This is a genomic window from Streptomyces broussonetiae (genome assembly GCF_009796285.1).
Taxonomy (GTDB): domain Bacteria; phylum Actinomycetota; class Actinomycetes; order Streptomycetales; family Streptomycetaceae; genus Streptomyces; species Streptomyces broussonetiae.
In genome coordinates this window covers 5,431,107-5,445,303 of sequence record NZ_CP047020.1, presented here as the reverse complement: position 1 = coordinate 5,445,303, position 14,197 = coordinate 5,431,107, and the positions used below count along the sequence as shown (strand labels likewise).

Below are 14,197 nucleotides of genomic sequence, written 5' to 3'. Positions count from 1 at the left end.
CGTCAGCCCTTCACGCACACCACCTGCTTGAGCTTCGCGACGACCTCGACCAGATCCTGCTGCTGGTCGATGACCTGGTCGATCGACTTGTAGGCGCCCGGGATCTCGTCCACGACGCCGGAGTCCTTGCGGCACTCCACGCCCCGGGTCTGCTCCTCGAGATCCTTCGTCGAGAACCGCTTCTTCGCGGCGTTGCGGCTCATCCGCCGACCCGCACCGTGGGAGGCCGAGTTGAAGGCCTTCTCGTTGCCGAGCCCCTTCACGATGTACGACCCGGTACCCATGGAGCCCGGGATGATCCCGTACTCGCCGGAGCCGGCCCGGATCGCGCCCTTGCGGGTGACGAGCAGGTCCATGCCCTCGTAACGCTCCTCCGCCACGTAGTTGTGGTGGCAGGAGATCTCCGGCTCGAAGGTCGGCTTGGCCTTCTTGAACTCCTTGCGGATCACGTCCTTCAGGAGCGCCATCATCAGCGTGCGGTTGTGCCTGGCGTACTCCTGCGCCCAGAACAGGTCGTTGCGGTAGGCCGCCATCTGCGGGGTGTCCGAAACGAAGACCGCCAAGTCCCGGTCGACAAGCCCCTGGTTGTGCGGGAGCTTCTGGGCCACGCCGATGTGGTGCTCGGCGAGTTCCTTGCCGATGTTCCGGGAACCGGAGTGCAGCATGAGCCACACCGCGCCGGTGGTGTCCGCGCAGACCTCGACGAAGTGGTTTCCACTTCCGAGCGTCCCCATCTGCTGGTGCGCCCGCCCCTGGCGGAACTTGACCGCGTCGGCGACCCCGTCGAACCGCCCCCAGAAGTCGTCCCAGCCGGCCGTGGCCAGCCCATGGAAGTCCCCCGGCTCCACCGGGTCGTCATGCATCCCCCGGCCCACCGGAATCGCCTGCTCGATCTTCGAGCGCAGCCGCGACAGGTCCCCCGGCAGGTCATTGGCCGTCAGGGACGTCTTCACCGCCGACATTCCGCAGCCGATGTCCACCCCGACCGCCGCCGGGCACACCGCGCCCCGCATGGCGATCACCGAGCCGACCGTCGCGCCCTTGCCGTAGTGCACGTCCGGCATGACCGCCAGGCCCTTGATCCACGGCAGCGTCGCCACGTTCTGCAGCTGGCGCAGGGCCACGTCCTCGACCGTCGCGGGGTCCGTCCACATCCTGATCGGGACCTTCGCGCCCGGCATCTCCACGTACGACATACGTTCCTCATCCCCCGAGTACGACAACAAAAGGCTTAAAAGCAGCAAAACGCAAAAGCGGGGCCAGAGTCGACGGAAAAGGACAGGAGACCGGCATCCACCGCGGTGCGTGCGATACACATTGTCTCCAGGGGGCTCCCCGCTGCGGCAAGCGAATAACCGGCGGGGACACTGGAGCAGCAAGCGCGCACATCCGAGAGGAGCCCGACCGTGCAGCGGAAGGCGTACGTATCCGGCACCGCCGCCCTCCTCGCGGCGCTGCTGGCCGGCTGCACGAGCGGCTCGGGCGGCGACAGCCCGACGGACAACGCCAACCCCGGCAACCGCGGCAGGACGACGGTCGCCGCACAGCCGGGCAAGTACCGCACGCTCCCCGAGCCGTGCGGCGCGGTCGGCCACGACACCCTCGACTCGATGCTGCCGGGCATCAAACAGATCGCCGATCCCGGCCAGCGCGACAAGGCGTACCAGGGCGAGGCCGCGCTGACCTACGACACCGACCGCAAGGTCGGCTGCCGTTGGAAGGTCGACTCCGACGACGCCACCGACCGCCTCTCCATCGACTTCGAGCGCGTGGTGTCGTACGACAACACCGTCAGCGACGACGACCAGGCGAAGAAGCTGTTCGAGGAGCAGCAGACCGCCGCCAACCTGCCCGAGCCGAGCAGTTCGGCCTCAACCTCGGCCTCGGCCTCGACGTCGGCGAGCCAGACGTCGTCCCCCTCACCCGGCGCCGCATCCCCGTCCGGTTCCGCGAGCGGTGCCGCCTCCGCCCCCTCCGGCTCGCCCTCGCAGTCCGCGTCCGGCTCCGCCTCGCCCTCCGGCGGCACGCCGGCCGATCTGCAGCCGCGGGTGCTGACCGACCTCGGTGACGACGCGTATCTGGACGACCAACTCGCCACGTCCGGTTCGACGGCCGCACAGCGGACGGTGACTGTGGTCTTCCGCACGTCCAACGTCCTCGTCACCATCGAGTACGCGGAGCAGCCGATGGCGATGGGAACGGTCCCGGACAGCAAGGAAATGCAGGACAGGGCCCGTAATCTCGCCTCTCAACTGGCCGACGCGCTGGGCGGCTGACGGCCGTCGCAGTCCCGTGTTCGCCCATTCGCAAAGAACGCGAACGGAAACCGCACAGCTCCTTCACCGCGTACGGTGGCCCCGCAGGAACCCGCACGAACACCGAGCGTAGTGAAGGAACCATGCAGCGAGCAGCCCAGCGAGACGACCGTGCCCAGCAAGGAAGGCGTGGCAAGCGCCTGAGCCGTGTGCTTGTCTGCGCGGCAGCCGTTCCCGCGGTGCTGATCACCGCCGCCTGCTCGTCTGACTCGGGCGACGCCAAGAGCAAGGGCGGCGACAGCAGCACGAAGCAGTCCGCCGACGGCGCGCAGACGCCCTCGTCGGCGAGCGCGTCCCCGACCGTGCAGGCGGCGGCGTACAAGACGCTTCCCGACGCGTGCGGGGTGCTGTCGAAGAAGACCCTGACGGATCTGGTACCCAAGGACACATCAGGCAAGAAGGGCAGTTCGGACGACAGTGCGTCCCGCGCGTCCTGTTCCTGGAGCAGCCTGGACAACAACGGCGTGAAGGGTTCGCAGTTCCGCTGGCTGAACGTCTCGCTGCTGCGCTTCGACTCGGACGCGACGCGCGGCACCGGTGAGGCCCAGGCCCACACGTACTTCGCGGAGCAGGTCAAGGACGCCAAGGCGGTGGACGGCGCGAAGAACACCAAGGAGGTGCCGCTGTCCGGCACGGGTTCGGAGGCGACGACCGTGCGCTACGACCTGCAGAAGAAGGAAGGCCTCTTCAAGCAGCAGACCGTGGTCGCCCGGGTCGAGAACGTGGTCGTCACGCTGGACTACAACGGTGCCGGTCTCGCGGGCGACTCGACCCCGAACGCCGACGATCTGACGCAGTCCGCCGAGAAGGCGGTCAAGGAGGCGCTGACGGCGGTCACCGCCGCCAACAACGGTTCCTCGTCCTCCGGTTCGTCGTCCTCGGCGTCCCCGTCGGCCGCCTCGTCCAAGCCGGCGTCGAAGTCGCCGTCCAAGTCCCCCTCTTCCAGTACATCTCCGTCCAAGTCGGCGGACAAGAAGGGCTGATCCCCGGCCGCTTCCGGTGGGGCGCCCGGACGTTCGCCGAGGGTCGGGCATCACTCGTTGCCTGACCGATGCCACGTTCGCCGTATGCGTGTGCCACCCTGTTGCGCGCAACAACTGGCAAGGGGAGGGGAGTACGAGTGGCCGCGCCACCGCAGCTGACTCGGATGCACCGCATACTCATCGGCGTGGTCGTGGGCGGCGCCCTGATCATCGCCGGCATCGGCTTCGCCGGCTCGTACGCGGCCGTCCGTGAGCTGGCCATCAAGAAGGGCTTCGGGAACTTCTCCTATGTGTTCCCGGTCGGCATCGACGCGGGTATCTGTGTCCTGCTGGCCCTGGACCTGCTGCTGACCTGGATCCGTATCCCCTTCCCTCTGCTGCGCCAGACGGCGTGGCTGCTGACGGTGGCCACGATCGCGTTCAACGGTGCCGCCGCCTGGCCGGACCCGCTGGGCGTCGGGATGCACGCGGTGATCCCGATCCTGTTCGTGGTCGCGGTCGAGGCCGCCCGCCACGCGATCGGCCGGATCGCCGACATCACGGCGGACAAGCACATGGAGGGCGTCCGCATCACCCGCTGGCTGCTCTCCCCGCTCCCGACGTTCCTGTTGTGGCGCCGGATGAAGCTGTGGGAGCTGCGGTCCTACGACCAGGTCATCAAGCTGGAACAGGAACGTCTCGTCTACCAGGCCAGGCTCCGCTCCCGCTTCGGCCGCGCCTGGCGCCGCAAGGCCCCGGTGGAGTCCCTGATGCCGCTGAGGCTGGCGCGCTACGGCGTCCCGCTGGCGGAGACGGCCCCCTCGGGGCTCGCGGCGGCGGGCATCGAGCCGGTCCTGCTCCCGCCGGCTCCCCAGCCGCAGCCGCAGCTGCCGGTGGCCGCCGCCGTCCCGGGCGGTCGTCCCGTCCAGCAGGCGCCCGTCCCGCAGCAGGGCGTACCTCAGGGCGTGCCTCAGGGCATGCAGCACCCCGAACACCCTGCCGAGGCGGACGAGCAGAGTCCCTGGTTCCAGGGCCGGCAGCAGGCCGAGTACCACGGCGGCTACGACCCCACCTACAACCTGCCTCCCGAGCCGCAGTACGTCCCGGAGGAGGAGTACGGGGACTGGTACGAGGAGCAGCAGCCGGAGGACTTCCAGCAGCCCTCCCCGGAGGAGACCGGCAGCTTCCCCATCCCGGTGGGCCCGAACCGCACCCGCGAACTGGGCGGGGGCGGCGGCAGCGAACCCGACGAGGAGGCCTTCTACCAGGTCTTCCGCCAGTCGATCAACGGCAGCTACCCCACCCCCGGCCAGTTCAGCGACAACGTGGAGGCCGAGTTCGGCATCAGCCTCGCGGACCCGGAGGCCAAGCGCATGGTCAGCAACTTCACCATCCGCCACACCGCGGAACTGGAAGAGGACCACATCGCCTGACGGCACGGAAAAGATCGCCTGACGGCACAAAAAAGGGGCCCTCCGAAAAGGAGGGCCCCTCTTTTTCTTACGCGGATTCTTCCGTGCTCTTACTCCCCGAGCAGCTTGCGGACCCGCTCCTGCCCCACCGCGAGCAGCAGCGTGGGCAGCCGGGGCCCGGTGTCGCGGCCGACGAGCAGGTGGTAGAGCAGGGCGAAGAAGGTCCGCTGGGCGGTCTTGATCTCCGGCGGCAGCTCCTTGGGCGTGGCGTCGGCCGAGAACCCGGCCTGCACCTTGGGCACGCCGTACACGAGGTGGGTCAGCCCGTCGAGCGACCAGTGCTCGGCGAGCCCGTCCAGCAGCAGTCGTACGGACTGCTGGGAGGCCTCGTCGAGGGACTTGAGCAGCTCGGCGTCGGGCTCCTCGCGCACGATGGTCCGCTGGTCGGCGGGGACGTGCGTGTTGATCCAGGCCTCGGCCCTGTCGTACCGGGGCCGGGCCTCGTCCAGGGCGGCCAGCGGCTGCTCCGGGTCCAGCTCGGAGAGGATCCGCAGGGCCTGGTCCTCGTGGCCGGCGGTGATGTCGGCGACGGAGGCGAGCGTGCGGTACGGCAGCGGGCGCGGCGTCTTCGGCAGCTCACCGGCGGCGGTGCCGACAGCGCGCGTGTGGGCGGCGACGTCGGCCGGCAGAGCGGATCCGTCGGCGACCTTGCCCGCGAGCTTGTCCCACTCGTCGTAGAGCCGCTGGATCTCCTGGTCGAAGGCGATCTTGAAGGACTGGTTGGGCCGGCGGCGGGCGTAGAGCCAGCGCAGGATCTGCGGCTCCATGATCTTCAGCGCGTCGGCGGGCGTGGGCACGCCACCGCGCGAGGAGGACATCTTCGCCATGCCGGAGATGCCGACGAACGCGTACATCGGGCCGATCGGCTGCTTGCCGCCGAAGATCCCGACGATCTGCCCGCCGACCTGGAACGACGACCCGGGGGACGAGTGGTCCACACCGCTCGGCTCGAAGATCACGCCCTCGTACGCCCAGCGCATCGGCCAGTCGACCTTCCAGACCAGCTTGCCGCGGTTGAACTCGGCGAGCCGGACGGTCTCGGTGAAACCGCAGGCGTTGCAGACGTACGCCAGCTCGGTGGTGGCGTCGTCGTACGACGTGACGGTCGTCAGGTCCTTCTCGCAGGTGCCGCAGTACGGCTTGTACGGGAAGTACCCGGCGGAGCCGGAGCTGCCGTCGTCCTCGGACGCGGCGCCCGAGCCCTCCTCGGCCTCCAGCTCGGCCTCGTCCACGGCCTTCTGCTGCTGCTTCTTGGCGGGATTCGTCTTGGTCCGGTACTGGGCGAGGACCGCGTCGATGTCGCCCCGGTGCTTCATGGCGTGCAGGATCTGCTCGCGGTAGACACCGGAGGTGTACTGCGCGGTCTGGCTGATGCCGTCGAACTCGACACCCAGCTCGGCCAGCGAGGCGATCATCGCGGCCTTGAAGTGCTCGGCCCAGTTCGGGTACGACGAACCCTCCGGCGCCGGGACCGAGGTCAGCGGCTTGCCGATGTGCTCGGCCCAGGAGTCGTCGACCCCCGCGATGCCGGCCGGCACCTTCCGGTACCGGTCGAAGTCGTCCCAGGAGATCAGGTGCCGGACCTGATACCCACGGCGGCGGATCTCGTCCGCGACCAGGTGCGGGGTCATGACCTCGCGGAGATTGCCCAGGTGAATGGGCCCGGAGGGGGACAGGCCGGACGCGACGACGACCGGTTTGCCCGGGGCCCGGCGCTCCGACTCCTCGATGACCTCATCCGCGAAACGGGAGACCCAGTCGGTGGTCTCGGTGCTCTGAGCCACGATCGGCACGTCCTTCTTTCTGAACGGGGTGGCACAACAGGGTGACGCTCCATTCTCACAGACCGGGTCGCGCCCGCGAAAACCGCTTTACCCACCATGGGATACTGGCCGGGACTATCCATCCCCACGAGGAGAACGGCACCCATTCCTATGGCCTCGGTCACGTCCCTCAGCGATTCCGTCCAGCAGCACCTCGCGTCCGCCCTCTCGGCCACCCTGCCCGAGGCCGCCGGCGCGGACCCGCTGCTGCGACGAAGCGACCGGGCCGACTTCCAGGCCAACGGGATCCTGGCCCTGGCCAAGAAGGCGAAGGCGAACCCCCGGGAGCTGGCGGCACAGGTCGTCTCCCAGGTGGTCACGGGTGACGTGATCAAGGACGTCGAGGTCTCCGGACCCGGCTTCCTGAACATCACGATCGCGGACAAGGCGATCACCGGGAACCTGGCCGCGCGGTACGCGGACGAGGCGGGCCGCCTCGGCGTGCCGCTCGCCGCGGCGCCGGGCACGACGGTGATCGACTACGCGCAGCCGAACGTGGCGAAGGAGATGCACGTAGGCCACCTGCGCAGCGCCGTCATCGGTGACTCGGTGGTCCAGCTCCTGGAGTTCACCGGCGAGAACGTGATCCGCCGCCACCACATCGGCGACTGGGGCACCCAGTTCGGCATGCTCATCCAGTACCTGGACGAGCACCCGCACGAGCTGGACCACAAGGCGTCCGCGAAGGACACCGCGGCCTCGGGCGAGGAGGCGATGTCGAACCTCGACCGCCTCTACAAGGCCGCGCGGAAGAAGTTCGACTCCGACGAGGAGTTCAAGACGCGGGCGCGCCGCCGGGTGGTGGACCTCCAGGCGGGCGATCCCAGGACCCTCGCCATCTGGCAGAAGTTCGTGGACGAGTCGAAGATCTACTTCTTCTCCGTCTTCGAGAAGCTGGACATGGAGATCCGGGACGAGGACATCGTCGGCGAGTCGGGCTACAACGACATGCTGGCCGAGACCTGCCGGCTCCTGGAGGAGTCGGGCGTGGCGGTCCGCTCCGAGGGCGCCCTGTGCGTCTTCTTCGACGACATCAAGGGCCCGGACGGCAACCCGGTGCCGCTGATCGTGCAGAAGTCGGACGGCGGCTACGGCTACGCGGCGACGGACCTGTCGGCGATCCGCGACCGGGTCTTCAACCTGAAGGCGAACACGATGGTCTACGTCGTGGACGCCCGCCAGGCCCTGCACTTCAAGATGGTCTTCGAGACGGCGCGCCGGGCCGGCTGGCTGAACGAGGACGTGACGGCGGCGCAGCTGGCGTTCGGCACGGTCCTCGGCAAGGACGGCAAGCCGTTCAAGACCCGTGAGGGCGAGACGGTCCGCCTGGTCGACCTGCTGGACGAGGCGGTCGAGCGCGCGTCCGCGGTCGTCCGGGAAAAGGCCCAGGACCTGTCCGAGGAGGAGATCGCCGAGCGGGGTGCCCAGGTGGGCATCGGCGCGGTGAAGTACGCGGACCTGTCGACGTCGGCGAACCGGGACTACAAGTTCGACCTGGACCAGATGGTCTCGCTCAACGGCGACACGTCCGTCTACCTCCAGTACGCCTACGCCCGGATCCGGTCCATCCTGCGCAAGGCCGGCGAGGTCCGCCCGGTCGCCCACCCGGAGCTGGAACTGGCCGCGGCGGAGCGGGCGTTGGGCCTGCACGCGGACGCGTTCGCCGAGACGGTGGCCGAGTCGGCCGGCGAGTACGCCCCGCACAAGCTGGCGGCGTACCTGTACCAGCTGGCGTCCCTGTACACGACGTTCTACGACAAGTGCCCGGTCCTCAAGGCCGAGACCCCGGCCCAGGTGGAGAACCGCCTCTTCCTGTGCGACGTCACGGCCCGCACGCTGCACCAGGGCATGGCCCTGCTGGGCATCAGGACGCCGGAGAAGCTCTGACCGTATGCACACGGCAGGATGCTCCGCCCTCGGCATTTGCCCGGGCGCGGAGCATCCACCCGGCCGGGAACTTCGGGCAGGGCAACCACACATCCAGATCGTGACAACTCACCCTTCTTTCAGTACGGTTGACTCCCCGCCCGGAGACTTCGACAGTTACGGGGGCGGTGACATCGGGGGTGCTCATTGGCCGTAGTGATCTCGCCTGAGTTATGTTCCGTTCATGCTGGCGCATCCGTTTCCGGTACCGGTGGCACTAGAAGCGGATTACCGCGGTGATGACCACTCAGGCGTCGCCGACCGCCGAGAGCCTGTATGGGCAGGGTGATGAAGCGACCGCCCTGTGGCGTGCCAGACCGGTCAATGCAGACGGCAATCCTCACCTCGAGGAACACGCGGTGGTGCTCGAGACCGCGGCGCAGACAGCCGCTGCCCTGTTGCCCACGCCACCCGGACTCCACAACCTTCCTGCCGCCAAGGACAGTCCGATCGGCCGAACGGACGCTCTGGAGGGGCTCCGTGATTCGCTGACATCCGGTGCAGGGGTGATCTCACAAGCCGCCGCCGTTCATGGCCTCGGCGGTGTCGGCAAGACGACACTGGCTCTCCACTACGCCCACACACATCTCACCGACTACTCGATGGCATGGTGGATCACCGCCGAGAGCGAGGAGCAGATCGCTTCGGCCCTTGCTGATCTGGCAGTCCGAATCCATCCGGCCTGGGCGCTGGATGCCAGTGCCAGGGAGCGCACCGAATGGGCCGTAAGGTGGCTCCAGGCCCATCCCGGCTGGCTGATCATCTATGACAACGTCACCGATCCGCTCCACGTCAACCCGTACCTCAGCCGGCTCTTCGGGCACGGCCATCAGCTCGTCACGAGCCGTAAGCGAACTGGGTGGCGTGCCGGAACCCAGGTGGTGAGCCTCGATGTGCTGTCCCCGCGTCTGGCCGTCGACCTCCTGTGCAAGGTGGCGTTCCCTGTTCGTCTCTCGACTGCGGCGGAGCGGAGGCAAGCGGGCCTCCTCGCGTCGGACCTGGGGCATCTCCCTCTGGCCCTGGCACAGGCCGCGGCTTACGTACGCGAGACAGGCACGTCTTTCTCCACCTACCGGTCGAAGTTGTCCGCCGCCGGCGACGCGCTGGAGTCGACGGCGCAGTCCGAGAAGATCGACCTGGCCATCACACAGATCTGGCTGACCAGTTCGCGAGCCATCGGTGAGCGCTGCCCTATCGCTGTGGACCTGTTGATGTCACTGGCCTGGTTCGCACCCGAAGCACTTCCGGTGAAAGTGCTTCTGTCGTTGACGCCGAGCGAGGCCGAGGCACGGACCGCTGTCGATACGCTGGCCGACTACAACCTGGTCAGTCTGGGACAGGGCTCCGTTTCACTGCACCGCCTCATGCAGAAGACCCTCCGCGCTGCGGCCTCCGTCACTGCGACCGGCATCCGCAACCGTGCGGAACAGGCTCTGGCCAGGGCACTCCCCGACATGTCCGCCATGGCGGGCGAGGCGGAGCGGCGCATGTGGCAGCAGTGGCTCCCGCACATTCAGGCGCTGGCGAGCACCGGGCCGTCAAGCACCCCTCGTCACGAGGTGACGGCGATGTACCGGCGTGCGGCCGACGAACTCGTTGCCCGTGAGCAGCATGTGCTTGCCATCCCCCTGATTGAGTGTGTTGTCGGCAACCAGTTGCAGCTACTGGGCATGGACGACAGTGCCACCCTCGCCGATCAGGACCGCCTGGCCGAGCTGCATGCGAAGGCCGGTGACCCCGCCAAAGCCGTGCGTTTGTGCCAGGACGCCTTCCTGGACCGCTTGCAGCTGTCGGGCAAGGATGCGGAATCGACGCTGGCCAGCAGGCACAGGCTCGCCTACTCGCTCAGGAAGGCCGGCGACGTGCTGGCCGCCGTGCGCGAGTTCGCCGCCGTGGTCGCCGACCGCCGACGCGTCCTCGGCGACGACCACCCCGACACCCTCACCAGCCGCAACGACCTTGCCTACGCACGTCAGATGGCAGGCCAGTACCGGGTGGCGGTCGAGGAGTTCGAGACCGTGGTCGCCGACCGCCGACGCGTCCTCGGCGACGACCACCCCGACACCCTCACCAGCCGCAACGGCCTTGCCTACGCACATCGCGGGGCCGGGAACCACCAACTGGCCCTGCGGCTGTACGAGCAGGCGGTGGCCGACCGGGAGCGGGTCCTCGGTGCCGACCATCCCGACACCCTGACGAGCAGAGGATGGCTGGCCTCGGCCCATGAGGCGGCGGGCAACCGACAGCAGGCCATCTCCCTGTACACGGCCTTGCAAGCCGATCGCACCCGTATCCAGGGCAAAGACCATCCGGAAACACTCCGGACTCGCCAGAGCCTGGCCTACGCCGTGACGGACACGACGGGCCCTGCCACGGCACTCGTGGAGTTCGAGTCGCTGGCGGAGGACAGCGAACGGTGCCAGGGCCCCGACCATCCCGACACGCTCGACTACCGCGACGACATCGCCTATGCCCATCGGACCCGCAAGGACTATGCACAAGCGATCGCGGCGTATGAGGAGCTGGTCGAGGACTACTCCAGGATCCGGGGTACTGAGCATCCGCAGACCCTGCGTGTGCGCAACGCTCTCGCCTACACCAGGCAACTGGCCGGGGACCACCGCAGGGCGATCGCGGAACTCAAAGCCCTTCTGGACGACCGGACGCGCATCCAGGGTGGTAATCACCCCGCCACGTTGTCCGCTGTCGAGAATCTCGCTTTCGCATACAAGGCGGCTGCCGATCACAGCCAGGCCATCGCTTCGTACGAGCAGGCGCTGCGTGACCGGATCCGATGTATGGGTGAGGACCACCCGCAGGTCCTCGACACACGCAAGCATCTCGCTCATGCCCGTCAGCTGGCCGGCTACCAGAAGCGGGCGGTTTCCGAGTTCCGCGCCCTGGTGGCGGACGTGGCCCGTGTTCTGGGCCCCGGTCACCCGGACGTGTACTTTGCTCGCCGGGCGCTGGGCGGAGCGCACACCGCCGCCCAGGAACACTCGGCGGCCATCGGCCTGTACGAGCAGCTCATCGAAGAGATGACGCAGGCGCTGGGGCCGGATCACCGGGACGTTCTCGATACAAGAGGCTGGCTCGCCGAGGCATATCGGTTGGCCGGTGAGTACGGCCGTTCCGTCTCTGCGTGGGACGCACTGGTCGCAGATCGCCTACACGTCCAGGGCGGCGATCACCCCAGCCTCCTGGTGGCGAGGAACCAGCTGGCCTGGTCACTTCGGTCGGCCGGCGAGTACGGGCGCGCGATCGAGATCTACGAGGACCTCCTGACGGACTGTGAACGCCTCCAGGGCGCGAGCAGCCGGGGCACGATGGCCCAACGCAACGAGAGGGCCCTCTGCCTCAGCCACGCGGGTCAGCACCAGCACGCAATCAGCGAGTTCACACTTCTCGAGTCCGATTACCGGCGGGTTTGGGGGGACGATCACCCGGACACCCTCGTCGTCCGTGCGAACCTCGCCTATGCGTACGCGGCCGCCGAGCGCCACGAAGAGGCCAGGTCTCTGTTCGAGGATGCGGTCAGCGGATGGATCCGTCTCGGGGGAGAAGATCACCCGCGGACGCTGGACGCCCGCCGAGATCTAGCGCTGTCGTACAAGTCCGCCGAGAAGCATCAGCTCGCCCTGGCTGGGCTCGAAGCAGTCCTGACCGACCGATCACGGTTGAACGGAGCCCATCACCCCGACACCCTCGCCGCCCGCGACGATCTGGCCGCCGCCTGCCGGGACGCAGGCGACTACCGGCGTGCAGCGCTTCTCTCCCGGCAAAGCGTCGACGACTGGGGACGGTTACAGCATCCGGACCACCCCAGCACGCTGCTCGCACGCAATTGGCTGGCCTTCGCGCACCAACTGGCAGAGGAACACAGCTGCGCGCTTGCCGAGTTCGAAGCACTCCTGGCGGACCGCGAACGCATCCAGGGTCCGGTTCACCTGGCCACCATTACCGCCGGCGAGAATCTCGCGTACGCACACCGAAGCGCTTTGAATCACGAACGGGCCATCCAGGTCTACGAGCACTGGCTGGAACGGCGGATCAAGGTCCAGGGGCGGGATCACCCCCAGGTGCTCACTACACGGCGTGCGCTGGCGCTCGCCCGACTCGACGCCGATGACCTTGTCGGCGCCCAGCGCGACATCGTGGCGCTGGTGGCGGACCGGGAACGAACGCTGGGGGCATCCCACCGCGACACACTCAGTGCTCGTCACGCCCTCTCCCTGGTCCATCAACGGGCGGGCAAGACCGTAAAGGCCATCAGCCTCACCGAGCGACTGATCGCCGACTGTACCCGCTTTCTGGGGCCGGACCACCCCCTCACGTTCACCGCACGTGGCCGCCTCGCATTCGCTCACCGCGAGGCCGGGCACTTCGCACAGTCTGTCCGGCTCCAGCGGGAACGGCTGGCCGATCTCGTACAGGCACGGGGCGCGGACCACCCCAGAGTCCTCAGCGCACGCGCTGCCCTCACCAGAGCCCTTCGGCTTTCAGGTGCCTACAAGGACGCCGTGAGCGCATTGGACTCGCTGGTTGCCGACGGCCTCCGGCTGCACAGTCCCCTTCACCCTCTCACCATCGAGTGGCGAGTGGACCTGGCCTTCGCCTGCCGAGACGCGGGTGACCACTGGCGCGCGATCGTGGTCATGGAGGAGCTGCTTCGCGACTGTCGCACCGTCCTGGACCAGGATCACCCGACGACCCTGCGCGTCCGCGCCTATCTGGCGCTGCTGGCCACCGAGTTCGGGCCTCCCAAGCGACCGGTGTCCCAGCTCGAACGACTCGTCGAGGACGCTACGCGGCTGTTCGGTCCCTGCCATCGGGTACCGCTGTGGCTACGGGACAACCTGGCCTACGCGCTGCTGCAGGCGGACGAACCCGAGAGAGCGCTGTCCGCCTACCAGGCGTCGCTCGTCGATCGTGCCCGGCTGCTGGAATGGTCCGGTTTCCCCGGGACTCCCGAGGACGTCATCGAGTTTCACCGGCAAGCGGCGGACGTAAGCGCTGACGACCGCCTCGGCGCGGTCGTCAGGATGTGTGCGAGGCGTCCCGGAGACGGCTATCCCACGTGGGCGGACAGCCTGGCGCACGCGATGGCCGAAGCGGGCGATCCCGCTGCAGCTGTACGGCTTCTGCGGGCGGTGCGGGCCGGCCGCGAACGCATCCTCGGCTCCGGCCATCCGGACACGCTGGACAGCCTGACGACGCTGGCCTTCGTCTGCGCCGACGCGGGACAGCACGACGAAGCACCCTCCCACGAGGATGTACTGACGCGCTGGGAGCAGTTACTCGGGCCGGAACACCCCCGCATGAGGGCGCTGCGCGCGCAGCTCGCACGGTCGAAGCCGGCCTGGGTGCCCCGCATGACCCTTCTGGGCGAGGCGGGCGTCGGCACCGGAGCAGCCATCGAGGTGTGGCTGGAACGCTCCGGGGGCGGTGTGACGCCCGACCTGCCACCGCTCCTGTTGGTGGCGGGGGCCCGTACAGCCGCGGTGATCGAACCAGCCGCGCAGGAGTACCTGCCCGGAGCCGCGCCGGCTCGGTTCAGCTTCACAGCCAAGCAGCCTGGCCCGCATCGGCTCCGGTTCACCGTCTACGACCAGGACTACGGCGCCGTGCTGCAGGACCTGGAGGCAACCGTCCAGGTCCCTGCGCCAACCACCCCAGACTCCCCGGGGAGAGACTGACCG

7 protein-coding genes are annotated in these 14,197 nt (G+C 68.4%); 5 read left to right on the top strand and 2 right to left on the bottom strand.

All coding sequences use genetic code 11. The features are described 5' to 3' along the window. Positions 1-2 precede the first annotated feature (2 nt). Complete coding sequence (locus GQF42_RS25215) at positions 3-1,196, bottom strand: RtcB family protein (protein ID WP_158923519.1); 1,194 nt, start codon at positions 1,194-1,196, stop codon at positions 3-5. 210 nt (positions 1,197-1,406) lie between these two features. Between GQF42_RS25215 and GQF42_RS25210 the strand changes: the two genes are divergently transcribed. The 3 genes from GQF42_RS25210 (at position 1,407) to GQF42_RS25200 (ending at position 4,710) form a co-directional block, all read left to right on the top strand. Beyond that, positions 1,407-2,276, top strand: a complete 870-nt coding sequence (locus tag GQF42_RS25210; RefSeq protein WP_158923517.1) for a DUF3558 domain-containing protein — start codon at positions 1,407-1,409, stop codon at positions 2,274-2,276. Between the two features lie 122 nt (positions 2,277-2,398). Then, positions 2,399-3,298 (top strand): DUF3558 family protein, encoded by a 900-nt coding sequence (locus GQF42_RS25205; protein ID WP_199272789.1) that lies wholly within the window; start codon positions 2,399-2,401, stop codon positions 3,296-3,298. A gap of 164 nt (positions 3,299-3,462) precedes the next feature. Further along, positions 3,463-4,710 carry a DUF2637 domain-containing protein gene (locus GQF42_RS25200; RefSeq protein ID WP_199272788.1) on the top strand — a complete coding sequence of 416 codons (1,248 nt, stop codon included), beginning with the start codon at positions 3,463-3,465 and terminating at the stop codon, positions 4,708-4,710. Positions 4,711-4,799: 89 nt separating this feature from the next. Here the strand turns inward: GQF42_RS25200 and lysS are convergent, their stop codons facing one another. Beyond that, positions 4,800-6,542, bottom strand: coding sequence for a lysine--tRNA ligase (lysS, locus tag GQF42_RS25195; RefSeq protein WP_158923515.1), 1,743 nt, complete (start codon positions 6,540-6,542; stop codon positions 4,800-4,802). A gap of 141 nt (positions 6,543-6,683) precedes the next feature. On the opposite strand from lysS, the gene argS reads away from it, so the two are divergent. Then, positions 6,684-8,459: an arginine--tRNA ligase gene (gene argS, locus GQF42_RS25190; protein ID WP_158923513.1), complete on the top strand. Its 1,776-nt coding sequence runs from the start codon at positions 6,684-6,686 to the stop codon at positions 8,457-8,459. Positions 8,460-8,737: 278 nt separating this feature from the next. Then, positions 8,738-14,194, top strand: coding sequence for an FxSxx-COOH system tetratricopeptide repeat protein (gene fxsT, locus GQF42_RS25185; RefSeq protein ID WP_233273457.1), 5,457 nt, complete (start codon positions 8,738-8,740; stop codon positions 14,192-14,194). Positions 14,195-14,197 lie beyond the last annotated feature (3 nt).